The sequence below is a fragment of the Saccharothrix mutabilis subsp. mutabilis genome, from assembly GCF_039521145.1.
In the GTDB taxonomy this organism is placed as follows: Bacteria; Actinomycetota; Actinomycetes; order Mycobacteriales; family Pseudonocardiaceae; genus Actinosynnema; species Actinosynnema mutabilis.
The window spans coordinates 66,260-89,346 of record NZ_BAAABU010000006.1; the positions used below are offsets into that span (position 1 = coordinate 66,260).

A 23,087-nucleotide genomic window follows, 5' to 3' on the forward strand; every position below is an offset into this window, starting at 1 on the left:
CGGCCGGCTCGGCGGGGGCGGTCCTGACCGCTGATCCAGCTGAGGCCGCTGGGCGGGGTGGGGTGGCGGCGCGGGTTCGGGTTGTTGGGGGGGTTGTTGCCGGGGTTCTCGGCGTGGTGGGGGCTTGGCGGGCTTTGCGGCCGGCTGTCGAGGTGCCCCTGCCGGGGCCCGGGAACCTCGCCGAAGAGCGGATGCAGGACTTCCGGGATGCGCTGTACTTCCCGATCCGCGAGTTCCTGGCCGGCGGCAACCCCTACGACCCGGCGGTGATGTTCGCCCACTGGCCGGTTCGGCAGAACTTCAACCTCTACCAGCCCTACCACCTGTTGCTGCACATGCCCTTCGCGCTGCCCGGCTACCGGGTGGGCGCTGTGGCGTTCGCGTTGGCCTCGCTGGTGTTGCTCGTCGTCCTCGCTGTGATGGCCGCGGGACGTGTTCGGGCTCCCTGGGTGCTCGGCACGGTCGTGGTGGCCGCGTTGTTGGTCACCAGTCAGGTCGGCAAGGCCCAGTTGTACGTGGGGCAGGTCAACCCGCTGTTGGCGATCGGGGCGGCGGGGGCGTTGTCGGCTCGGACCAGTCATCCCCGGTGGGCCGCTCTCGCCCTGGCGTTGGCCTGGCTCAAGCCGCAGTTCGGGTTGCCGTTGGCGGTCCTGTTGTGCGCTCGCGGGTCCTGGCGGGTTGCGTTGGGCGGCACGGGAATCGCTGCCGGGGCCAGTCTGGTGGCGTTGGTGCCGTTGGTGGCTCGGGACGGCATCGGCGGGTTTCTTGAGGTGATCTCGCGGAACCTTGAGCATGCGTCGCAGACCGCCTACGGGGCCGTTGACTCGATGACGGCTCAACGGGTGGACGTCGCGGCGGTGGTTTTCCGGGTCACCGGGTGGTTGCCGCCTGCCGCCGAGGTGTTGGCGTTGGTGGCGGTGTTGGCTATCAGCGCGGTCCTGGTTCGGCGGCTTGACCGGGTTCAGGACGACACCGGGGCGGCCGACCTGTTGACCTGCGTGGCTGTCGTCGTCGCCGTGGTCCACCAGCCCGGGGACGTGTTGATCGCGGTGCCGGCGATGGCGGCTGCCGCGGTGGTGTGGTGGCGACGGCGTCGTGAGCTGCGGTGGCTCGGGGTTGCCGTCGTCGCGTTGGTGGTTCCCTTCGCGCATCTGCACTTCGTGGACACGGTCATCCGGGAACTGGGCGGGGTCAGGGCCAGCGTGACGGTGGACGGGGTGGCGGTCGTGCTCGCCTGGGTGGCGTTGGTGGTCTTCGCGCGTAGCCGACTTCGCGCATGACGGGAGCTGTGCGCGGCTCGTTGTGGCTCTTCCTGGTGAACCTGGTCGGCAAAGCCGGCCAGGTCGCGGTCACGCTGGCGCTGGCCGCGTTCCTCACCGAAGAAGGGCTGGGACTGGTCGCGCTCACCGTCTCGCTGGTCAACATCGGCCACGTCGTCCAGTCCATGGGCGTCTACGACGTGATCAGCCGCACCACCCTCGACCCGCGCCGGGTGGCGGGCACCTTGCTCGTCCTCAGCGTCGGCACGGGCGTCGTGCTCGCGGTGACGGTCGCCGCCTGCGCGGACGCCCTCGCACATGCGCTGGACGCACCTCAGGTGGCACCGCTGATCCGGCTGGCCGCGCTGAGCCTTCCGTTCACCGCCGCCGGGGGTGTGCAGCTCGGGCTGATGCACCGGGACCTGGACTTCCGCCGTCGGCTCGTGCCCGACGCGGGCAGCGCGTTGCTCGGTGCGGCCGTGACGACAGTCCTCGCGGCTCAGGGCAGCGGGCCGGTCTCGTTGGTGGTGGGGCTGCTGGTGACGGCGGTGGCGTTGCCGGTGCTGGGCATGGCGGTCGGGGTGCGGGTTCGGCCGTGCTGGGACGAGCGGGCCGCCGGCGAGGCGTTGCGGTGGATCGCCGTGGTCGGGCCGGGGGCGCTGGTGGCGGTGTTGCTGGTCAACGTCGACTACCTGGCGATCGGGCACGTCCTCGGGCCGGAGGCGGTGGGCGTGTACTCGTTGGCCTACCGGATCGCCTGGGTGCCCTACATCGTGGTCGCCGTCGTGCTGGGTGGCGTGGTGTTCCCGTTGTGCACGCGGCTGATCCGCGCCGGGGAAGCGCAAGAGGTGCCGGTCGCGGTGGGGCGGTTCACCCAGGCCGTGTTGGTGGTCACCGGCGGGTTGTACGCGGTGACGGCGACCATGGCGGAGCGGGTGGACGTGTTCGGCGCGCGCTGGTCGCCGGCGGCCGTCCCGCTGGTGGCGTTGTCCCTCTACGGGCTCGGGCTCGGCCTGCTGCACCTGTGGTACCAGGTGCTGCGCGCCACCGGGCACGCCCGCCGCTACCTCGCGCTGGAGCTGACCCACCTGGTGTCCCTGGTGGTGGCGCTCGCCGTGGTGACCCGGCACGGCGTGGTGGCCGTCGCGGTGACGCAGGCGGCGGTGGTGTGCGTGCTCGTCCCGGTCACGTGGATGGTGTTGCGGCGCAACGGTCTCGCGCCGCCGCGGCTCGGTCGGGCGGTGTTGACGACGGCGCTGGGCGCCGCGTGTTGTCTCGCGATCGGAGGGCCGGTGGGCGCGCTGTTCGGGCCGTCGCCGACCGGAGTGGTCGCCGGGGGTCTGGTCCTGGTGCTCGGCTACACGGCGGTGGTCCTGCTGGTGGACCGCCGCACCGTGCGTGAACTGCGTGAGGTGCGTCGATGAGGGTCGTGCACGTGTCCCAGCCGGTCGAGGCCGGGGTGGCGGCGGTGGTGCGGGAACTGGCCGCGGCACAGCGTGAGCTGGGCTGGCGGGTGGACGTGGTGTGCCCGCCGGGGTGGCTCGCGGACCGCGTGCGCGACGCGGGCGTGCCGGTGCACCCGTGGGCGGCCACCCGGAGCCCCGGGCCCGCCACGGTCGCGGAAACCCGGAGCCTGAAGGGCATCCTCGACCGGCTGGACCCCGACGTGGTCCACCTGCACAGCTCCAAGGCGGGCCTGGCGGGACGGCTGGCCGTGCGCGGGAGGCGGCCGACGATCTTCCAGCCGCACATGTGGTCCTTCCAGAGCGCCGGCGGGGCCCTCAAGCAGGCGACGGCGGCGTGGGAGCGGTTCGCCGCGCGGTGGACCGACCAGCTCGTGTGCGTCAGCGACGACGAACTGGCCGCCGGCCGCGCGGTGGGCGTCACGACGCCGGCCGAGGTGGTGTGCAACGGGGTGGACACCCGGCTGCTCAAGCCGCGCAGCCGGGTCGCCGCGCGCAAGCGGCTCGGGCTGCCGGACGTGCCGACGGCGGTGTGCGTGGGGCGGATGGCCCCGCTGAAGGGCCAGGACCAGCTGCTGCGGGCGTGGCCTTCGGTGCTGGCGCGGGTGCCGGACGCGCACCTGGTGCTGGTCGGCGACGGGCCGATGCGCGAGCGGTGGCGGGCCGAGGGCGACCACCGGTCGGTGCGCTGGTGGGGCCATGACACCGCGGTCGCCGACTTCTACACCGCCGCCGACGTGGTGGTGCTGCCGTCGCGGGCGGAGGGGATGGCGTTGGTGCCGCTGGAGGCGATGGCCAGCGGCCGGTCCGTGGTGGCGTTCGACGTCGGCGGGGTGCGGCAGAGCGTCGGCGAGGCCGGGGCCGTCGTGCCCGCCGGGGACGTGCCCGCGCTGGCGGCGGCGCTGGCCACCCGGCTCGCCGATCCCGTGCTGGCGGCGGGCGAGGGGCTCGCCGGGCGGCGGCGCGCCGAGGTCCTGTTCGACTCGACCAGGGTGTGCGACCAGGTCGCGACCCTGGTGGACAAGCTCGTGGGAGGGGCGCGGTGAAGGTCGCCTACCTGTTGACGCAGGACCGCGGCGGGCCGGTGGACGTGACCGTGCGGCTGGCCGCGACGCTGCTGGAGTTCGGCCACGACGTGCGGGTGTTCGGTCCGGTGCCGGCGCGCGGCGCGGAGCTGATCAAGGGCCATCACACCGAGCTGTCGGTGGCCACCAAGGGCGACCTGAAGGCCGGTCGGCAGGCGCGGGACGCGCTGCGGGCGTGGCGGCCGGACGTCGTGCACGCCCAGGACCGGCGGGCCGGGCTGGTCAGCGCCGGGCTCCGGTTGCGGCACAAGGTCGTCCAGACCTACCACGGGGTGCCCGACGACGTGGCCGAACCGTGGTTCCGGGGCCGGGCCGGGGCGTCCGGGCCGTCGAGGTACACCCGGACGGTGCTCGCGGCGGACGCCGGGGTGGCGCGGTTCGTGCACCGGACGATCGTGCCCGCGCCCGCGATGGGCGAGTTCCTGGTGCGGCGGCTGCGGGTGCCGGCCCAGCGGGTCACGCACATCGACAACTGCGTGGACCTGCCGCCGTCGTGCCCGCCGACCGGACCGGTGCGGCGGCTGGTGTTCGTCGGGCTCCTGGTGGAGCGCAAAGGGCTGCTCACCCTCCTGGAGGCGTTGGCGCGGCCCGGGACCATGCCGGCGGACGCGTCGCTGACCGTCGTCGGGGACGGGCCGGTGCGCATGGAGGCCGAGCGGCGGGCGCGGCGCGACCTGCCCGGCCGGGTCCGGTTCCTGGGCTTCCGGTCGGACGTGGCGGCGCAGCTGACCTGCCACGACGCCCTGGTGCTGCCGTCGCGGATGGAACAGCAGCCGCTGGTGGTCGCCGAGGCGATGGCGGCCGGGAAACCCGTCGTGGCCACGGACACCGGCGGCGTGGCCGACATGCTGTCCGACCACGGCAGCCTCGCCGAGCCGGGTGACGTGGCCGGGCTGGCGGCCAGGCTGCGGGCGCTGTTCGCCGACCCCGACCCCGGTGCGCGCGGCGCGGTCCTGGCCGACCGCGCCCGGACCCGGTTCGCGCCGGACGTGTGCGCCGCCCGCCACCTCGCGCTCTACCGGGAACTGCTGTCCTGACCCGGCAGCCGGGCGTCCTCCGGCGCGAGCAGGCGCTTCGAGGTCGTCCTGGTGGCGGGCGAACTCCTCGGGCCGGACTTCCCCGCCACCCCGCCGGTCGTTCGCCGCCTCGCCACTCCGCCCAGTGTCACCCCCCCCCGCCGGACCTCGACGTCACCCGGTCGGCGCGGGTGGCGGTGGTGGCGGGGTCGCGGTGGGCGTCGTCGTGGTGGTCCCGGTCGTCGTGGTCGTCGTCGGGGTGGTCGGGCTCGGCGCGGTGGTGGGCGTCGTGGTGGACGTGGTCGGCTGGGCCGTCGTGGTCGTGGTGGTCGGCTCCGGGGTGGTGGCGGGGGCGGGGGCCTTCACCAGGACCGCCGCGTCCGCGCCGGGCAGCTCCACCGCGCCGGACACCGGCGTCCCCTCGATCGTCGTCATCCCGGGCGGCGGGGTGACCTTCACGGTCTTGGCGGTCGGGTTGACCGCCACCCACCCGTTGGTGAACGTCCGCGTCCACACCCCGTTGGCCAGCTGGTTCGCCGTCTCGACCGCCTCCCCGAGCCCCGAGTCCTGGTAGGCCGACCAGTCCGGGTCCTCGTAGGTCTGGGTGGACGCCCCGTGCCAGCAGGTGTACGGACCGGCCAGCAGCGCCGCCGTCGCGTAGCCGACCCGCTCCTCGCGCAGGCTGTGCGTGCGCGTCACCAGCAGCAGCCACGACTCGCCCAGCGCCGCCTGCGCCCGCAACTCCTTGAACTCGTTGCCGCGGAAGGTCAGCAGCTCGCCGCCGCCGGTGCTCTCGCGCAGCCCGAAGTTCTCCTCCATCGCCCCGCTGTAGCGGGAGTGCGCCGACCACCGCCCCGGCGTCAGGTGCGACTCGGACACGTTCGGGATCAGCATCTTCCCGGCCTGGGCCAGCGAGTCGCCCGCGATCTGCAGGAACCGGTCGAGGCCCTCGCGGATCTGCCGGTCGGTGGCGGCGGCGTCGGCGGTGCCCTTGAGCACCGCCGACGAGTAGTACCTCAGCGAGCTGAAGTCGTTGTCGGCCAGCACGCCGTCCCAGCCCTCGCGCACCACCTCGGCGGTGACCGCCTCCGCCCACGCCTTCTGGTAGGACTCCGTCCACACCGTCATCTGCCAGTGCAGCGGGTAGCCCTTCCACTCGATGTGGCGGTCGGCGGTGTCCACGGCGAACCACTCCGGGTGGTTCTTCTGCGCGGCGATGTAGCCCACGCCGCTGGGCAGGTAGGCGGCGTCCTTGCCGCCGTCCACCGCGCCCGGGTAGTTGCGGGTGCTGGAGAAGTCCTTGTAGACCAGGATCTTGATCTTCGGGTTGAGCTTGCGCAGCCGCCGCATGGCCGCGGTCTCGGTCGCGTTGAGCACCACGAGGTCGTAGTGCTGCGCCGCGAACTTGAGGTCCGCGTAGGTGGGCGGCTCGCCGATGCCGTACCACCAGGCGCACGGCGCCAGCGGCTTCGGCGGCGGCGCCAGCGGCTGCGGGTCGGCGGGCAGCGGCGTGGGTTCCCCCTCGGGCTCGGCGAGCCACTGCCCGGCGTAACCGGGCAGCCACACCGAGCCCGCGAGCACGACCGCGGCGAGCCCCGCCCGCACGGCCACGCGCCACCGACGACGAGAGATCAGCGGTTCCTTCGGCACAACAGCTCACCCACCGTCAGCAACAGGATTCGAACGTCCAGCCACAACGACCAATTCGCGATGTAGTAGTTGTCGTAGCGCGACCGGTCGACAATGGAGGTGTCCCCTCTCAACCCGTGCACCTGCGCGAGTCCGGTCAATCCGGTCGGCACCCGGTGCCGCGCCCAGTATAGGTCGTGGACGGCCGAGAATTCGCGCACGAAACCCGGTCGTTCGGGGCGCGGCCCGACAATCGACATGTCGCCGCGCAGGATGTTCCACAACTGCGGCAACTCGTCCAGCGAGGTCCGCCGCAGGAATCGCCCGACCGGGCCGACGCGGCGGTCGCCGACCACCGACCAGCGGATCTGGGAATCGTCCTCGCCGGTCATCCGGACGCTGCGCAGCTTGTAGAGGACGAAGGTCCGGTCGTCCATGCCGACCCGGACCTGGCGGAAGATCACCGGCCGCCCGCTCTCCACCAGCACGGCCAGCGCGCACACCGCGATGACCGGGGCGAGCACGACCAGCGACAGGCCCGCGAGCAGCACGTCCACGCCGCGCTTGACCCACCAGCTGGGCCGGGTGGTCGGCGCGGTGCTCAGCCGGACCAGCGGGAAGCTGCGCAGCCGCTCGACGTCGGGCCCGTCCTGGTGCAGCTCGTACATCCGGGGGACGACGAAGATCGAGCAGCCCAGCCGGTGGGCGGTGATGGCCGCGTTGACCAGCGGCGAGTCGGTCGCGCGGGAGAAGGCGAGCACGACCGAGCCCGCGCGGTGGCGGGTGATGGCGTCGGCGAGGTTGTCCTCCAGCAGCGGCAGCGGCAGCTCGTCGCCGTCCAGCGCGGGCGACGGGTCGACGAACCCGACCGGGCGCAGGCCGTACTCGGGGTGCTGGAGCATGGCGGCGGTCAGCGTCGCGCCGACCTTGCCCGCGCCGACGACGATCGTGCGGTCGCAGCGGTGGAAGCGCCGGCGGGCCCACCGGCCGAAGGCAAACACGAACAGGCGAGCAGGTTCACTCCACAAGGTGAAGTTCACGATCGCCCACTGGACCTCGGCGGTCGTGCCCGGCTGCGTCCCGGCGACCAGGGTCACGCCGGTGACCAGCGCGAACGCCGTGGCGGTCGCGACGGTCGAGCGCGGCACGTCGTGCAGCCAGGACAGCCACAGCCGCCGCCGGTAGAGCCGGCAGGACGCCCGCACGCCGAGCAGGGCGCCCGCCGCGACCGCCGCCCACGCCCAGGGCAGGCCCCGTGCGACCACCGCCAGCGCCGCCACGTCCACCACGACCAGCAGCACCGCGACCGCGTTCACCCGGCCGAGCAGGTCGCGCGGCACCTCCGCCTGGACCCGGCCCGATCGCGGCGGCGCGGGGGCCGTCGTGCCCACCTGGTTCACCACTGGCCACCCTCCCGGGTGACGAGTGCCCGCCCCCACAGCGCCAACACCACGCCACAGCACATTCCGACGACGTCCTTTCGTAATCCGACCGAGTTCACTCGAAAGAGAATTTCGACTACCTACCGCTGGGAAGAACGATTTGCAGACCTCCCGTTCACTCTTTGGTGAGATCACGTCCTCCTGTTCAGCGACAAAAGCAGTCGTGTCGTGCGGGTTCCCGTCACCGACCGAGCCACCGGGAAGACGGGGGTGGGTGGAACCCGGTTCGAGTTCCCAGGCGAATAATTCTGGCCCGGTCATCCGGAACAAGGGAAATGGGGTCGGCAGAGTGGCAGTCGACGAACGGGAGGCGCCCAGCGCGCCCGCCACGATTCGCACCCGGGGACGTGCGCACGTCGTGTTGCCCGCCTACAACGAGGCGGAGTCGCTGCCGCCCCTGCTGCGCCGGCTCGCCGACGTGGCGCGCACCGAGGAGATCACCGCCTGGGTGGTGGACGACGGCTCCTCCGACGGCACCGCCGAGTGCGCCCACGACGTGGCGGGCCTGGACGTGAAGGTCGTCCGGCACCCGGTCAACCTGGGCCTGGGGCAGGCCGTGCAGTCCGGCCTGCGCGCCGTGCTGGAGGTCGCCGACGCCGACGACCTGGTGGTCGTGATGGACGCCGACGACACCCACGACCCGGCCCTGATCACCGCGCTGCGCCGGGAGGTCGAGGCCGGCGCGGACGTGGTGATCTGCTCCCGGTTCGTCGACGGCGGCGACGACGCCACCGCGCCCGCGTTCCGCCGGCTGCTCTCGCGCGGCGCGGCGGTGCTGTTCCGGCGCGTGCTGGACGTGGCCGGGGTGCGCGACTTCACCAGCGGGTTCCGCGCCTACCGGGTGTCGCTGCTGGCCCGCGCCGCCGAGCACTGGGGCGAGCGGCTGGTCGAGGAGCGCGGGTTCGCGTGCATGGTCGAACTGCTGCTCAAGCTGCGGCACTGCCGGCCGGTGATCGCCGAGGTCCCGCTGACCCTGCGCTACGACCGCAAGCAGGGGCCGAGCAAGCTCAAGCTGCGGCGGACCATCGCGCAGTACCTCAAGCTGCTCGTGCGCGACCGCCTGGCGCCGGCCCCGTACCGGCCGCTCTGATGGGCACCCGGGTCACCGTCCTGGGTGGCGGTATCTGCGGACTGGCCGCCGCGCACCGGCTCGCCCGGTCGGGGGCGGAGGTCACCCTGTTGGAGGGCGGCGACCAGCTCGGCGGCCTCGGGACGTTCACCCCGTGGCGGGACGGCTGGGTCGAGCGGTTCTACCACTGCGTGATGCCCACCGACGACGACCTGCTGGCGCTGCTGGGCGAGGTGGGGCTGCGCGAGTCGGTGGCGTGGCGGCGCACCAGCATGGGCATGGTCGTGGGCGGGCGGCACCACCCGTTCAACTCCGCGCTGGACCTGCTGCGGTTCACCCCGCTGCGGCTGCGCGACCGGGTCCGGTTCGGCGCGGTGTCGTTGCTGCTGCGGCGGTTGGGGCGCGGGCGGGACCTGGACCGGCTGCGCACCGAGGACTGGTTGCGCGGCCTGTACGGCGACCGGGTGTGGGACTCGCTGCTCGCGCCGATGTTCGGGTCGAAGTTCGGCGCGGCCTTCGGGGACGTGCCGGCGCTGTACCTGTGGCAGCGGCTGGGCCGGGAGTCCAACGTCTCGGTGCGCGGCTACCCCGCCGGCGGGTACCGGACGATCATCGACGCGCTGCGCCGGTCCATCGAGGACGCCGGCGGCGTGGTGCGGACGTCGTCGCCGGTCACCCGCGTGCGCGGCGACGGGTCGGTGCTCGTCTCGGACGAGGTGTTCGAGGCCGACCGGGTGGTCTCGACGCTGCCGCTGCCGGCGCTGCGGTCGATCGCGGACCCCGCGCTGGCGCCGCTGCTGCCGGACGTGCGGCTGGCGTACCAGGGCGTGGTGAACGCGCTGTTCTTCCTGCGGCGGCCGTTGTCCGGGCACTACTGGGCGCCGGTCGTGCGGTCGGGCACGGACTTCGACGGCGTGATCGAGATGTCCGCGCTGGCGGGGCCGTTCCACGGGCGGCACCTGGTGTACGTCATGAAGTACACCGACCGGGAGTCCGCGCTGTACCGGGAGGACGACGCGCGGGTGACGGCGCGGTGGACCAAGCAGCTCGTCGGGCTGTACCCGGACCTGACCTCGGCCGACGTCGAGGAGGTGCGGCTGTTCAAGGCGCCGTTCGTGGAACCGGTGTACCCGTTGGGGTACCTGGAGCACCGGCCGCCGCTTGAGGTCGCGGGCACCCCGCTGCTGCTGGCCACCACGGCGCACGTCTACCCGTCGGTGACGAGCTGGAACTCCAGCGTGGGCCTGGCGAACCGCGTCGTCGCGCTGCTGGACGACGCGGTTCGCGGCCCGGGGTCACACGAGGGCGGGCAGGTCGAGGGAGCGACCGACCAGGTCCTCCAGGGCGGCGGCGATCCGCACCGAGGGTGAGCCGGTGCCGTAGGGCGACGGGATCCCGGCCAGCCGGGCGCGGTGGCCGGGCACGTCGTCCAGCCAGCGGCGCACCTCGCGGCCGATGCGGGGCCCCGGCGGGACGAGCGTGCCGAACGTCCCCTCGATCTCGGGGCGTTCGGTGCTGCGCCGCACCACCACGACGGGTCGCTTGAGCACGCTGACCTCTTCCTGGATGCCACCGGAGTCCGACACCAGGACGGCCGCGGCGCGGGCCAGGGCCAGGAAGTCCGGGTAGGCCTGCGGTTCGATGACGACGAGCGCGCGGAGCAGCGCGGTGAGGCCGTGCTCCTCGGCGCGCTTGGCCGTGCGGGGGTGCAGCGGGAGGACGACCGGGAGCGGCAGGTCGGCCAGGTGGCGCAGGATCGTTTCGAGGTTGGCCGGGTCGTCCACGTTCTCCGGGCGGTGGATGGTCGCGAGGGCGTAGGTGTCCTGGCGCAGGCCGTGGGTGCGCAGGATCGCGCGTTCGGCGTCGGGGCCGGGCAGGGCGGTCCCCAGGGCTTCGACGACGGTGTTGCCGGTGACGGCGATCCGCTCGGCGGGGATGCGTTCGGCGCGCAGGTTCTGCTCGTTGAGCGGGGTGGGGGCGCAGCACAGGTCGGCGAGGTGGTCGATGAGCACCCGGTTGTGCTCCTCGGGCATGGCCCGGTCGAAGCTGCGCAGGCCCGCTTCGACGTGGACCAGCGGGGTGTTGTTGGCGTTGGCGGCCAACGCGCCCGCGAGCGCGGAGGTCGTGTCGCCCTGCACGACGACGCACGTGGTGGGGTGGGCCTTGAGCACGTCGTCCACCGCTTTGGTGGCCAGGCCCAGCTGAGCGCCGCGCCGGGCGCCGCCGAGGGCGAACTCGTGGAAGCTGCCGGGTTCGGCGACGTCCCGGCGGATCAGGTCGTACATGGCGCGGTCGTAGTGCTGTCCGGTGTAGACGAGCGTGGCGCGCGGGCCGAACAGGCGGATCAGCGGTGCGAGCTTGATCAGCTCGGGGCGGGTGCCGCACACCAGCGTGACGGTGTCCACCGTGACGTTCTCCTTAGTAGGTGGCTGGAATGCGGGCGAAGGTAAGGCTTGCTGCGGAGCTTTCCCTTGCACCTCAGTCGATCGAGTGAACGTAGGTGTCGTTTTTGTTTGGTGGCACTAGATTGTTCCGGTGATCAGGAAATTCCAGGCCGCCGCGACGGCCGCGATGACCGTGGCCGCGCTCGGCGCGCCGGCCGAGTCCGGTCCCCTGCTGCCGGACCTGAGACAGGCGCCCGTGGGGTGCCCCGGCGGCACGGCGCGCGATCCGGGCCAGTGCCGGGACTGGGACGTGTGCCTGGTGGAGGACCCGTTGTCGGCCAACGGCAATTGTCTCGCGAACGGTCCGGCCGGCGCGGTGCGGCTGCGGTTCACGACGTCGGCGGACAACGTGGGCGACGGTCCGCTGGTGATCTACGCGCGGCGGTCGTCGTCGGAGGAGCCCACCATGCGCGCGCGGCAGGCGTTCCAGTCCGGTGTGGACCGTTCGATCCCGGCGTCGTTCGAGGAGGCGCAGCACGACCTGCCCGCGACGGTGTACTACGAGCCGGCGGCGACGCACGAGCACTGGCACCTGCTGGACTTCGAGCACTTCATGCTGCGCACGCCGGACGGCGTGACGCTGACGAACGACCGCAAGAACGGCTTCTGCCTGGGCGACCGCTACGCGACCCGCGACGCGCGCGAACTGCCGGCGCGGCCCCAGGACCTGTCCAGCCCGGAGGGTGAGCTGGCGGTGTTCCTGCGGGAGAACATGTGCAAGCGCGGGGACCCGCTGGCGGTGGACGTGAAGCAGGGCATCTCGGTCGGGTCGGGGGATGACTACGACTACGAGGTGGACTTCCAGTGGCTGGACCTGACGCACGTGCCGTCGGGGATGTACGACGTGGTGAACGTGGTGAACGCGGACCGGAGCCTGGTGGAGAAGGACTACGGCAACAACGTGTCGTCGATGGCCATCTCACTGCAGTGGCCCGGCGGCGCGGTGACCCCACCGGCAGTCATCACGGCCGCGCCCAAGGTGAAGCTTGTTCGGAGTTGTCCGGGTGAGGAGCGGTGTGCGCAACGTTGAGCTGCGCTGACGGGGGTGGGAAGGGGTCGGCGGCGGGCGGGCTTGAGAGAAACCCCCGATCGGGTGACATGCAGGATCTGCGACCAAACCCGCTCTCGCGCGTCCCGTAAACAAGGAGCGCGGTCAACGGCCCCCAGTCCCTGGCCCCGCCCCACCCCACCAGCCACGCACCCACTCCCGATCCCGTCCCGCACGCCGCACGCCGCCCACCCCACGCCGCACCCCGCACGCCCCACGCCCACCCCGCACGCCGCGCGCACCGCTTCGCCCAACCGGCCGCGCGCACCGCCGCCCCGCGCCAACTCCCCGGCCGCACCCTGCCCGCCTGCCCGCCTACCCGCCTGCCCGCCTACCCGCCGGCCACCGCCGCACAGCTGCCCCAGCCCGCCGCGCCCTGCCCCATCCGCCCGCCGACGCCCGCCAACCCGAGGCCCGCGACCGCCGCGCCCGACCCGACCCGATCTCGCCCACCCACCTCGCCCACCCCACCGCAGCCTGGCCTGTGGTCGCGCTCTCACCGAACCCCTCCCCCCTCCCCACCCCCGGTGGTGCCGGTTGACCGGGTCGGCGGGCCACTTGGCGAATTGTTCCCCCTGGCGCGTGACATGACGGGTCGCGTGGGTACCCCGACCACACTTGCCGCCGGTGGGAGGGGTGCGACGTGTGGACGTTCAGCGGTCATGCGGGGCGCGCGACTCGGGCTTTTCGCGCTTTCGCGGGTGAGCAGGTCATCCTGGTGGCGGTGTTGGAGCTGCCACGGCTCCTGCGGCACCCCGCTTGGCGGCGGGTTGATCCGCGGCAGGGGCGCGGGGTGGGTGTGGTGTTGGTGCCCGGGTTCGGGTTCGGGGATCGGAGTCTCGCCGTCACCTCCCGGTGGTTGCGGGCTCGGGGGTACGCGCCGGTCGGGGCTCGGATCGGGTTGAACGTCGGGTGCACCACCGAACTGGTGGAGCGGCTGGAGAAGCGGGTCGCCGAGCACGTCGCGGCGACCGGTGGCCGGGTCGTCCTGTTCGGGCAGAGCCGGGGTGGGTGGTTGGCTCGGCTGGTGGCCGCTCGACGGCCGGAGCTGGTGCGTGGGCTGGTGATGCTGGGCAGCCCGGTGCTCGACCCGCTCGGCGCGCACCCCGCCGTCGTCAGGGTCGCGCGGTTCCTCGCGCGGGCGTCCGCCTTGGGCATCCCGGGGCTGCTCAACGAACAGTGCTTCGCCGGCGACTGCTACGACACGAACTTCGCCGCGCTCGCCGCCCCGCTACCGCCCGAAGTCCACGCCCTGGCGCTGTTCTCCGCACGGGACGTCGTCGCGCCGCCGGACCTGTGCCGCGACCCGTCCGCCGAGTGCGTCGAAGTCCGCAGCACCCACACCGGGATGGGCCTGGACCCCGACGTCTACGCGGCCGTCGAACCCCGCCTGGCCCGGTGGGCACGCGAAGAATCCCAGCCGAGCCAACCCCAGCCGAACGGACACCAGCCAAGCCAACCCCGACCGAACCAACCCCAGCCGAACGGACACCAGCCGGACGAACCTCAGCCGGAGGAAGCGTTGCGGGCCGCGGCCGGGCGCAGGAAGTTGAGCACCGCCATGTAGCGGGTCGGGAACAGGCGGGCCAGGACGTCCGGCGCCACCGCGGAGAACGCGATCAGCACCCGCCCCTTGCGCTTCTCGACCCCGGCGAGGATCTGCTCCGCCGCCTTGTCCGCCGGGTAGCTCAACAGCTTCGCGAACCCGTCCTTCCCCTGCGCCGCCTGGTCCGCGGGCACGCCGGAACCGACCCGCGCCGACTCCGCGATGCGCGTCCGGATGCCACCGGGGTGCACGGTGGTCACGCCGACCCCGCGCGGCGCGAGTTCGTGCCGCAGCGCCTCGGAGAACCCGCGCAGCGCGAACTTGCTCGACGAGTACGCCGCCTGCCCGGGCGGCGCGATGAGCCCGAACAGGCTCGACACGTTCACCACGTGACTGCCCGGCGACGCCAGCAGCCGCGGCAGGAACAGCCGGGTCAACGCGACCGGCGCGCGGAAGTTCACGTCCATCACCCAGTCGAACTCCTCGGCGCTGACCTGGTCGAACTCGCCACCGAGCGCCACCCCGGCGTTGTTGACCAGCAACGTGATCCGGGGGTGGTCGGCCAGGATGCCGGACACCACGTCCGCCAGACCGGACACATCGGACAGATCGGCGACCACGCCGGCCACGGCCACGCCGGGCCGACGCCGCCCGATCGCCTCCACCACCGACTTCAGCCGGTCGGCGTCGCGGTCCACCAGTACGAGGTCGCTGCCCCGCGCCGCGAGCCCGTGCGCGAGGTGCTCGCCGATACCGCTCGCCGCCCCGGTGACCACCGCAGTGCCGCCGCTGAACCGGTAGTTGTCCATGCGACCAGCGTGCCCGGCCGCGCCGAGCAAGACTTGACCCCGCGCGACAGAGATTTGACTCAAGACGACAACGGGACGCCGTCGCGGCGGACGGCGCTGGGCGTCGAGTCCCACCACCGGCGGCAGCACCGGCTCAGGGCCGACTGCTCCGACAGCCCCAACATGCCCGCCACCTGGCTCATCGGCATGTCCGTCGTGGTCAGGTACCGCAGCGCGGCCTGCCGCCGGACGTCGTCCAGGATCTCGGCGAACGTCGTCCCCTCCGCCGCCAACCGCCGCTGCAACGTCCGCGGGTGCACGTTCACCAGTCGCGCCACCGCCCCGACCTCCGGCGGCACGGTCCCCAGGGACTGCACGACCACCCCGCGCACCCGCAACGCCAGCGACGCGCCCTCCCCCGCGGTCTGCTCGGCCAGGAACGCCAGCGCCAGCCGCCACACCCGCTCGTCCCCGCCCGCCAGCGGCTGCGCGGCCAGGCTGCGCGGCACCCGCAACATCGGCGCGGACCGTCCCGTGTGGACGGTGGTCCCGAAGAACTCCTCGTACACCCCGAGCGACACCGGCGTGTAAGGCAGCTCCACCGACCGCAGCCCGTAGGACCCGCCCACCAGGAACCGGATCGCCCGGTGCAGGAACCCCAACCCCAGGTCCGTCGCCTGCACCGACACCGGCAACCACGGCGGCTGCCCGTACCGCAGCGCCGCGACACCCCGCGCCCCGTAGGGGTCGTCCTCCATCGTCAGGCTCAGCGAACGCGCGTGCACGAACAGGTACCGCGACGTGCACTCCAACGCGTCGGCCACGGTCGGCGAGTTGCGGATGGCCAGCGCGAGCGGCCCCAGCATGCCGAAGTCCTGCCGGGACGCCACCCGCAACCCCAGGTCCGGGCACCGCAACGCCTCGGCCGCGATCTCCAGCACGGCCACCACCGACCGGTCGGACACCAGCAGGTCGTCCACGTCCAGCGCGGCGGTCGGCAGGCCCGCGGCGGCGGCGTAGTCGTCGGCGTGCCCGCCCAGCTCGGCCACCGTGGCGCGGAACCCGCGCAACCCGGCCGACCGGACCACCGACATGTCGTCCAGGGTCAAATAGTTGTCGTGCGAAGTCAAGAAGCGGAACCGGAGGGTTCAGCACACTGTGACGCATGGCGACCACGGAACCCACCCACCTCGACGTCGTGATCGTGGGCGCGGGCCTGTCCGGCATCGGCGCGGCGTACCGGTTGAGCACCGAGCACCCCGGCCGCACCTACGCGATCCTGGAGGCGCGGGACGCGATCGGCGGCACGTGGGACCTGTTCCGCTACCCCGGCATCCGCTCCGACTCGGACATGTTCACCCTCGGCTACCCGTTCGCGCCGTGGCGGGACGCCAAGGCCATCGCCGACGGGCCGTCGATCCGCGACTACATCCGCCGCACCGCCGCCGAGCACGACATCGAGCGGCACATCCGGTTCCGGACCAAGGTCGTCGCCGCCGACTGGTCCACCGCCGAGCAGCGGTGGACGCTCACCCTGTCCGACGGCGGCACGCTGACCTGCGGCTTCCTCTACGCGTGCGCCGGTTACTACGACTACGACCGCGGCCACGACCCGGAGTTCGAAGGCCGGGAGTCCTTCGCGGGCCGGGTCGTCCACCCGCAGTTCTGGCCCGAGGACCTCGACTACACGGACAAGCGGGTGGTCATCATCGGCAGCGGCGCCACCGCCGTGACGCTCGTGCCCGCCATGGCCGACACCGCCGCGCACGTCACGATGCTCCAGCGCTCGCCCACGTGGATCAGCCCCGTCCCGGGCCGCGACAAGATCGCCGACGCGCTGCGCTCGGCCCTGCCCGCGGGCCTGGCCCACCGGCTCGCGCGGGCCAAGAACATCGCGTTCGGCACCGGCTTCTACCAGTTCTGCCGCCGCTTCCCGGGCGCCGCGCGGAACCTGCTGACCAAGCTGTCGACCAAGTCGCTCAAGGACCCGGCGGCCGTGCGGGAGCACTTCACGCCCACGTACAACCCGTGGGACCAGCGGCTGTGCGCGGTCCCCGACGGTGACCTGTTCAAGGCGGTCAACCGGGGCAAGGCGGCCGTGGTGACCGACCACATCGACCGGTTCGTGCCCGAGGGCGTCCGGCTCAAGTCCGGGAAGGTGCTGCCCGCCGACATCATCGTCACCGCGACCGGGTTGCGGTTGCAGGCGTTCGGCGGGATCGCGCCCAGCGTCGACGGCACGCCGGTGGACCTGTCCGAGCAGTTCGTGTGGCGCGGCGCGATGATCACCGGGCTGCCGAACTTCGCGGTGTGCATCGGGTACACCAACGCGTCGTGGACGCTGCGCGCCGACCTGTCGTCGCGGCTGGTGTGCCGGGTGCTGGACCACTTGGACCGCAACGGGTTCAGCTCGGTGGTGCCGCGACCGGACCGCGTGCTGGCCCGGCGACCGCTGCTGGACCTCGCGTCCGGGTACGTCCAGCGGTCCATCGGGGACTTCCCGGGGCAGGGCGACCGCAGCCCGTGGCGGGTGCGGCAGAACTACGTCATCGACGCCGTGCAGACGCTGCGCGGCGAGATCGGCGACCAGCTCGCCGGCACCCGTGCGACCAGGCCGGCGGGCGTCCGGTGACCGCCACCGACACCACGACCGTCCCCGTGGACGGCGTCGCGGTCCGGGTCCGCGTCCGCGGGCCGCAGGACGGCACACCCGTCCTGCTGGTGCACGGCATCGGCCGCAGCCTGGAGGACTGGCGGGACGCGCAGGACCGGCTGGCGGCCGACTTCCGCGTGATCAGCATGGACCTGCCGGGCTTCGGCCTGACCCCGAAGCTGCGCGCCAAGCCCGGCCTGCCGACGTTCGCGCGGGCCGTCATCGGCGTCCTGGACGGCCTGGGCGAGCGCCGACCCGTGCACCTCATGGGCAACTCGCTCGGCGGCGCGGTCTCGATGACCGCCGCCACCACGCACCCCGACCGGGTGGCGTCGCTGGTGCTGGTCAACAGCGCCGGCTTCGGCCGCGAGGCCAACCTGCCCCTGCTCCCCATGCTCTACGGGGTCCTTTCGGCGCTCCCGGTGCTCGGCGCACGCTTCCGCCCCCTGGCCCGTGACGCCGGTCTGGCGCTCAACCAGGCCCTGTTCGCCGACCCGGCGTTCGCGACGGCCGAGCTGGTGCGGCACGCGGCGAAGGTCGGGAGGCAGCCGGACTTCCGCGCCACCTTCGTGGGCACCCTGCTGACCCTCGGAGCGCCGGTGGCGGGCAGCTTCCCGGGCTGGCGGCGAGCGCTGCTGGCGGCGGTGGGGAAAGCGGGCAAACCGGTCATGGTGGTGTGGGGCGACCGCGACACCGTCCTGCCGGTCCGCCACTACCACGCCGCCGTGGCGGCCCTGCCCCACGCGCGCAGCCACCTGTTCCCGAACACCGGCCACATGCCGCAGATCGAACGCGTCGAGGAGTTCACCGCGCTGGCCAAGGACTTCGTGACCACCTGTGCCATGATCGAATCGTGATCAGCCCTCGGGTCCTCCTGCCGCTCCTGCTGCTGGTCGGCGCGTGCGGCACACCCCCCGTCGCCGCCCGGTCGGGCGACCTGTCCCTGACGCCCACGGCCTCGGCGCCGCCGTGCCCGACGTCGGGCGTGGCGGTGTCGGCCCTGGAGTCCGAGGCCGCGTCGGGCCTGCGGGTGCTGACCCTGAAGCTGCTCAACTGCGGGACCGAGCCCCACAGCGTCACCGGCTACCCGGACGTGCGCCTGCTGGACGCCGACGGTCAGCCGCTGAACGTGCGGGTGCTCAACGGCCCGGCGTCGGCGGAGATCTCAGCGCTCGACTCGTTCGCCGCCGAGCCCGCCGAGGTCGTCCTCCAGCCGGGAGAGCACGCCACGTCGGCCCTCCTGTGGCGCAACACCTACGACAACACCACCGAACCACCCCAGGTCGGCGCGCGACTCGACATCGCCCCCACCGCAGGCACACCCCGCCAGACCTTCATCCCACGCCTACCACCCAACGGCGACCCGAACCGCGTGGACGCCCCGGCGGTGACCATCGACCTGGGCAGCACGGGCCGCATCGGCGTAGCCCCTTGGCGAACCGCTTAGCGGCAGCCCACCGGGCAGTCCACCGGGCAGTCCACCGGGCAGTCCACCGGAGGGGACACAACCCAAGCCGGGCTTCTTGCTTGTGTCATCTCCGTATGGCCCGCCCGAAGGGCTACCACATTTTCCCGGGGTTGGGCCAAAAAGTTTTGCGAGGAACGAGCAAAAGTTTTTCGACCAACCCCGGGAAAATGTGGTTGGCTTTGCCGGGTCATGCGGAGATGACACAAGCAAGAAGCCCCCGCTTTGGTAGTTGTGTCCATCTTCGGTGGCTCGCCCGCCGGCGAGGCTCTTTTACGCTTTAAACCGGCGCTTCGCTGCTCAAGCCCACGCTTCGCGGGTTCTAACGGGACGCGCTCCGCGCTAACTAGGGATGAACGCGCTTCGCGCTTGAGAGCGCTTCGCGCGTTGCGCGAAGCGCTCTCAAGCTCAAAAGCGGCCGGGAGGCCTCCAGTGGGGGGAAGGGCCTGCGTGTTCCCCACCGCATGACCTGGCGGAGCCAACCACAGATTTCCCGGGTGCCGCTAAATTCTTGCTCGTTCCTCACAAAAATTCGGCTGCACCCGGGAAATCTGTGGTAGCCCTTCGGGCAGGTCATACGGTGGGGAACACGAAGGCCCCTTGTGGCTGGGAGCCCAACCCAAAACCGCCGCTGCGCGGCGAAAAGCGCGCCGGCGCGCGGCGGGAGGTGCCTGGGGGTGGCCCGGCTCAGTAGTCCTCGTCGTCGTAGTACTCGGCGTCGTGGGCGACCTTGGCCGGGCGGTTGGACCACGAGTCGAACAGGACGAGCAGGATCGCCGCCACGATGACGATCACGCCCACGATGGCGATGCCGCCCCAGAACGTCAGGCCCGCCAACAGCAGCATCGGCAGCACGGCGAACAGGCAGAACGGGTCGACCCGCCCGAAAGCCGGCCGGCGCTGCCCCGAAGATCGACCGTACTGCCCCGCCATCAGCCCGCCTGTCAGTTCGTCCGTCATGTCCGGTCCACCCGGTGGGCAGCCCCGAACAGCATAATTCGCCGCCGCTGAGATGTACGGGGGGTTACGGAGCGGGCGCTGCCGGCTCGGTCAACCCGGTGATCACCCTCTCCTGGTCGGTGCCGGTGCGCACCCGTGTGTGACCTTGATCTCCCGCTAGAATCCACGGTGCACGACTGGCGTCGGGTGGATTCACCACCGGGGAGTGCAAGCGAGCCGGCATCGCCCGCCTGGGTGCCCCTCATACCTTCGGGTGAGGAGTACCTCGATGACCGCACGCATCCTCGACGGCACCGCTGTGGCCCGGACCCTGCTGGAGCAGACCGCCGCCCGTGCCTCCGCCTTCACCGAGCGCACCGGCCGTGCGCCCCTGCTGGCCACGGTCCTGGTGGGCGACGACCCCGCGTCCCAGACCTACGTGCGCATGAAGCGGTCCCGGTGCGCCAAGGTCGGCATCGGGTCGCGGGCGGTCGAGCTTCCCGCGGCCACCACGACCGGGGAGTTGGTCGCGCGGATCTCGGAACTGTCGGCCGACCCGTTGGTGGACGGCATCCTGTTGCAGCACCCGGTGCCGGGGCACATCGACGAGCGCGCGGCGTTCGAGGCGATCGCCCCGGGCAAGGACGTCGACGGCGTGACCATGCACAGCTTCGCGGCGATGGCGTTCGGCGAGCCCGGGTTCCACTCGTGCACGCCGGGCGGCATCCTGCGGCTGCTCGACGCCTACGGCATCGAGTTGGAGGGCCGGCACGCGGTCGTGGTGGGGCGCAGCCCCATCCTGGGCAAGCCGGTCGGCATGCTCCTGCTCGCCCGCAACGCGACCGTCACCTACTGCCACTCGCGCACCGCGGACCTGGCCTCGGTGGTCGCGACGGCGGACATCGTGGTGGCCGCGGTGGGCAAGCCGGAGCTGGTGCGCGGGGCGTGGCTCAAGCCCGGCGCCGTGGTGGTCGACGCCGGCTACAACCCCGGCAACGTCGGCGACGTGGAGTACGTGGCGGCGAGCGAACGGGCGGGCTTCATCACGCCGGTGCCGGGCGGGGTGGGGCCGATGACCATCGCGCTGCTCCTCGCCCAGACCGTGGACGCGGCCGAGACGGCCGAGAAGGCCCTCCAGCCGGCCTGAGCGACGGACCCGCGCCCGCGCCGCCCGAGGACCGGGACGGCGCGGGCGAGCGGGACGACGCGGCGAGCAGGACGGCGCGGCGAGCAGGACGGCGCGGGCAGCGCGGGGTGCGACATGGATCGGCTGGAGGGTCAGGTCGGGACCACCGCGCCGTGGTCCAGGTGCAGGCGGCGGCCGGTGAAGCGGGAGCGGGTGCGGCGGTCGTGGGTGACCACCACCAGCGCGCCCGGGTAGTCGGCCAACGCCGCCTCCAGGTCCTCGACCAGGCCCGGTGACAGGTGGTTGGTCGGCTCGTCCAGCAGCAGCAGGTCCACCGGCTCGGTCACCAACCGCGCCAGCTCGACCCGCCGCCGCTGCCCGTAGGACAGCTCCCCCAGCCGCAACCGGAGGTCCGCCGGCGTGAACAGGCCCAGCGCGAGCAGCCGGTCCGCCCACTCCTCCGGATCACCGCGGCCGGCCGCGAAGGCCTGCGCCACGGTCATCCCGCGCGGCAGCGGGACGTCGTCCTGGCGCAGGTGGCCGACCCGGGCCGGCACGACCACGGCACCGCTGTCGGGCACCAGCTCGCCCGCCAGCACCCGCACCAACGTGGTCTTGCCCGCGCCGTTCGGGCCGGTCACCAGCAACCGCTCCCCCGGTTCCAGGGTCAGCTCCGGCACGACCAGGCGATCACCCACCCGCACGTCCGACAGCTGCACCACGGACGCCTCGCCGACGACCGGCCGCGCGGTGAAGCGCAACGGGTCCGGTGGCGGGGCGACCGGGGACTCGGTCAGCCGGTGCACCCTCTCCTTGGCGTTGCGGATGCGGCTCATCACCCCGTGCGCACGCCCCCGCGCCCGGAACGGACCGGCGGCGAACACCGCCAGCGGCAGCTTGCGCGGGATCTCGCCCATCCGGGCGGCGTTCGAGGCCGCGAGCCGCTCGTGCCGGGCCAGCTCGGCCCGCCACCGCTCGTACTCGCTCAGCCGCCGCGCGCGGTCGGCGGCCTTGGCGGCGAGGTAGCCGTCGTAGCCGTCGCCGTAGCGCCGGACGCGGCCCTCCTCCACCTCCAGGACCGTGGCGGTGACGTTCTCCAGGAACACGCGGTCGTGGGTGATGGCCACGACGGTGCCCCGGTGGGCGCGCAGGTGCTGTTCGAGCCACGCCACCGCCTTGTCGTCCAGGTCGTTGGTCGGCTCGTCGAGCAGCAGCAGCTCCGGCGCGGCGGCCAGGGTGGCGGCCAGCGCCAGCCGCGACCGCTCGCCGCCGGACAGCGTGCCCAGCGGGCGGGTGCGGTCCAGCGCGGGCAGGCCCAGGCCGTGCAGGGCGATGTCCACCCTGGTGTCGGCCTCGTACCCGCCGCGCGCCTCGAACCGCTCCACCAGCTCGGCGTAGCGGGCCAGGTCGGTCAGGTCGAGTTCCATCCGCCGGATCTCGGCCTCCAGCGCGCGCAGGTCGGCCAGGGCGAGGTCGACGGCGTCGGCGACGGTCGCGTGCGGCGGCAGGTCCAGGGTCTGCGGCAGGTGGCCGACCCCGCCCGGCGCGACCACGGTGACCTCGCCGTGGTCGGGCGCGAGGCGGCCCGCGAGCAGCGCCAGCAGGGTGGACTTGCCCGACCCGTTGTCGCCGATGACCCCGACCTTCTCCCCCGGTTTGACGGTGAGGGAGACGCGGTCGAGCACGACCCGGGTGTCGAAACGCTTGGTGACGTCGTGGAGGGACAGTTGCGCGGTGCGCAAGGCAGGCTCCTGTTCCCGGCGCGCGCGACGGCGCGGCAGCCGAGTCGATCGGTGGAGTGAGGAGGAAGTGCGCCTGACCGCCGCCGCGGAGCCGTGCTCTACGCGGATCGGCGACCGATCACAGGAAGAAGTACAAGATTCCCATCGACCGCCACCGTACGGGACGCTGATTCGATCATCAAGGGAATTCTGTTGACTGTGAGTGACACTACGGTCAAGAAACGTGACCTGCGTCACCACCATTGGTGCTTGTCTTGCCCTCTCGCGTAACCAACGGTTACGTTCCTGGCCGCCAGATAACGGTTCTATCACCGGCCGGACACGGGCGGGCAGTCATCCCCCGGACTGCCTCCCGGCCTGGATCCCCCGCCAG

Annotated in this window: 20 protein-coding genes and 1 riboswitch; of the genes, 12 read left to right on the forward strand and 8 right to left on the reverse strand. The window is 72.7% G+C overall.

Going from position 1 to position 23,087, the window contains the following annotated elements; all coding sequences use genetic code 11:
- The first annotated feature begins 152 nt into the window (after window positions 1–152).
- From ABD126_RS16420 to ABD126_RS16435, 4 genes are read left to right on the forward strand one after another with little or no spacing between them, the layout of a single operon-like run.
- Window positions 153–1,280, forward strand: a complete 1,128-nt coding sequence (locus tag ABD126_RS16420; RefSeq protein ID WP_343934712.1) for a glycosyltransferase family 87 protein — start codon at window positions 153–155, stop codon at window positions 1,278–1,280.
- The gene (locus tag ABD126_RS16425) at window positions 1,277–2,683 is read left to right on the forward strand and encodes an oligosaccharide flippase family protein (RefSeq protein WP_343934713.1); all 1,407 of its coding nucleotides are present in this window, start codon (window positions 1,277–1,279) and stop codon (window positions 2,681–2,683) included. The genes ABD126_RS16420 and ABD126_RS16425 overlap by 4 nt, the downstream gene beginning before the upstream one ends.
- The gene (locus tag ABD126_RS16430) at window positions 2,680–3,768 is read left to right on the forward strand and encodes a glycosyltransferase (protein ID WP_343934714.1); all 1,089 of its coding nucleotides are present in this window, start codon (window positions 2,680–2,682) and stop codon (window positions 3,766–3,768) included. Before ABD126_RS16425 ends, ABD126_RS16430 begins: the two co-directional genes overlap by 4 nt.
- Window positions 3,765–4,844 (forward strand): glycosyltransferase family 4 protein, encoded by a 1,080-nt coding sequence (locus ABD126_RS16435; RefSeq protein ID WP_343934715.1) that lies wholly within the window; start codon window positions 3,765–3,767, stop codon window positions 4,842–4,844. Before ABD126_RS16430 ends, ABD126_RS16435 begins: the two co-directional genes overlap by 4 nt.
- Window positions 4,845–4,997: 153 nt before the next feature.
- Here the strand turns inward: ABD126_RS16435 and ABD126_RS16440 are convergent, their stop codons facing one another.
- Window positions 4,998–6,473, reverse strand: a complete 1,476-nt coding sequence (locus ABD126_RS16440) for a putative glycoside hydrolase family 15 protein (RefSeq protein ID WP_343934716.1) — start codon at window positions 6,471–6,473, stop codon at window positions 4,998–5,000.
- On the reverse strand, window positions 6,455–7,852 hold the full coding sequence (locus ABD126_RS16445; protein WP_343934717.1) for a sugar transferase: 1,398 nt from the start codon (window positions 7,850–7,852) through the stop codon (window positions 6,455–6,457). The genes ABD126_RS16440 and ABD126_RS16445 overlap by 19 nt, the downstream gene beginning before the upstream one ends.
- A gap of 331 nt (window positions 7,853–8,183) precedes the next feature.
- Between ABD126_RS16445 and ABD126_RS16450 the strand changes: the two genes are divergently transcribed.
- Together ABD126_RS16450 and ABD126_RS16455 are read left to right on the forward strand one after the other, a co-directional pair.
- Window positions 8,184–8,984: a glycosyltransferase gene (locus ABD126_RS16450; protein WP_343934718.1), complete on the forward strand. Its 801-nt coding sequence runs from the start codon at window positions 8,184–8,186 to the stop codon at window positions 8,982–8,984.
- Complete coding sequence (locus ABD126_RS16455; protein WP_343934719.1) at window positions 8,984–10,333, forward strand: FAD-dependent oxidoreductase; 1,350 nt, start codon at window positions 8,984–8,986, stop codon at window positions 10,331–10,333. Before ABD126_RS16450 ends, ABD126_RS16455 begins: the two co-directional genes overlap by 1 nt.
- Here ABD126_RS16455 and wecB read toward each other — a convergent pair.
- A complete protein-coding gene (wecB, locus tag ABD126_RS16460; protein ID WP_343934720.1) occupies window positions 10,259–11,368 on the reverse strand; it encodes a non-hydrolyzing UDP-N-acetylglucosamine 2-epimerase in 1,110 nt (369 codons plus the stop codon). The two genes, ABD126_RS16455 and wecB, sit on opposite strands and share 75 nt — an antisense overlap.
- Before the next feature lie 130 nt (window positions 11,369–11,498).
- Here wecB and ABD126_RS16465 point away from each other — a divergent pair, with 130 nt between their 5' ends.
- On the forward strand, window positions 11,499–12,437 hold the full coding sequence (locus tag ABD126_RS16465) for a lysyl oxidase family protein (RefSeq protein WP_343934721.1): 939 nt from the start codon (window positions 11,499–11,501) through the stop codon (window positions 12,435–12,437).
- A gap of 349 nt (window positions 12,438–12,786) precedes the next feature.
- Here ABD126_RS16465 and ABD126_RS16470 read toward each other — a convergent pair whose 3' ends face one another.
- Complete coding sequence (locus ABD126_RS16470; RefSeq protein ID WP_343934722.1) at window positions 12,787–12,912, reverse strand: hypothetical protein; 126 nt, start codon at window positions 12,910–12,912, stop codon at window positions 12,787–12,789.
- A gap of 336 nt (window positions 12,913–13,248) precedes the next feature.
- Here ABD126_RS16470 and ABD126_RS16475 point away from each other — a divergent pair, with 336 nt between their 5' ends.
- Window positions 13,249–14,022 (forward strand): alpha/beta fold hydrolase, encoded by a 774-nt coding sequence (locus ABD126_RS16475; RefSeq protein ID WP_343934723.1) that lies wholly within the window; start codon window positions 13,249–13,251, stop codon window positions 14,020–14,022.
- Here the strand turns inward: ABD126_RS16475 and ABD126_RS16480 are convergent.
- On the reverse strand, window positions 13,962–14,810 hold the full coding sequence (locus ABD126_RS16480) for an SDR family NAD(P)-dependent oxidoreductase (RefSeq protein ID WP_343934724.1): 849 nt from the start codon (window positions 14,808–14,810) through the stop codon (window positions 13,962–13,964). The genes ABD126_RS16475 and ABD126_RS16480 overlap by 61 nt on opposite strands.
- A gap of 59 nt (window positions 14,811–14,869) precedes the next feature.
- The gene (locus tag ABD126_RS16485; RefSeq protein ID WP_343934725.1) at window positions 14,870–15,883 is read right to left on the reverse strand and encodes an AraC family transcriptional regulator; all 1,014 of its coding nucleotides are present in this window, start codon (window positions 15,881–15,883) and stop codon (window positions 14,870–14,872) included.
- A gap of 71 nt (window positions 15,884–15,954) precedes the next feature.
- On the opposite strand from ABD126_RS16485, the gene ABD126_RS16490 reads away from it, so the two are divergent.
- From ABD126_RS16490 to ABD126_RS16500, 3 genes are read left to right on the forward strand one after another with little or no spacing between them, the layout of a single operon-like run.
- Window positions 15,955–17,421: a flavin-containing monooxygenase gene (locus tag ABD126_RS16490; RefSeq protein ID WP_343934726.1), complete on the forward strand. Its 1,467-nt coding sequence runs from the start codon at window positions 15,955–15,957 to the stop codon at window positions 17,419–17,421.
- Entirely contained in the window at window positions 17,418–18,299 is an 882-nt protein-coding gene (locus ABD126_RS16495) for an alpha/beta fold hydrolase (RefSeq protein WP_343934727.1), read from the forward strand. The genes ABD126_RS16490 and ABD126_RS16495 overlap by 4 nt, the downstream gene beginning before the upstream one ends.
- Complete coding sequence (locus ABD126_RS16500; RefSeq protein WP_343934728.1) at window positions 18,296–18,889, forward strand: DUF4232 domain-containing protein; 594 nt, start codon at window positions 18,296–18,298, stop codon at window positions 18,887–18,889. Before ABD126_RS16495 ends, ABD126_RS16500 begins: the two co-directional genes overlap by 4 nt.
- Before the next feature lie 705 nt (window positions 18,890–19,594).
- Here ABD126_RS16500 and ABD126_RS16505 read toward each other — a convergent pair.
- Window positions 19,595–19,867, reverse strand: coding sequence for a hypothetical protein (locus ABD126_RS16505; protein ID WP_343934729.1), 273 nt, complete (start codon window positions 19,865–19,867; stop codon window positions 19,595–19,597).
- A gap of 162 nt (window positions 19,868–20,029) precedes the next feature.
- Window positions 20,030–20,110, forward strand: a riboswitch (ZMP/ZTP riboswitch).
- 25 nt (window positions 20,111–20,135) lie between these two features.
- On the opposite strand from ABD126_RS16505, the gene ABD126_RS16510 reads away from it, so the two are divergent.
- Complete coding sequence (locus ABD126_RS16510) at window positions 20,136–20,993, forward strand: bifunctional 5,10-methylenetetrahydrofolate dehydrogenase/5,10-methenyltetrahydrofolate cyclohydrolase (protein ID WP_343934730.1); 858 nt, start codon at window positions 20,136–20,138, stop codon at window positions 20,991–20,993.
- A gap of 131 nt (window positions 20,994–21,124) precedes the next feature.
- Here ABD126_RS16510 and ABD126_RS16515 read toward each other — a convergent pair whose 3' ends face one another.
- Window positions 21,125–22,714, reverse strand: a complete 1,590-nt coding sequence (locus ABD126_RS16515; protein WP_343934731.1) for a TlrC/CarA/OleB/SrmB family ABC-F type ribosomal protection protein — start codon at window positions 22,712–22,714, stop codon at window positions 21,125–21,127.
- Window positions 22,715–23,087 lie beyond the last annotated feature (373 nt).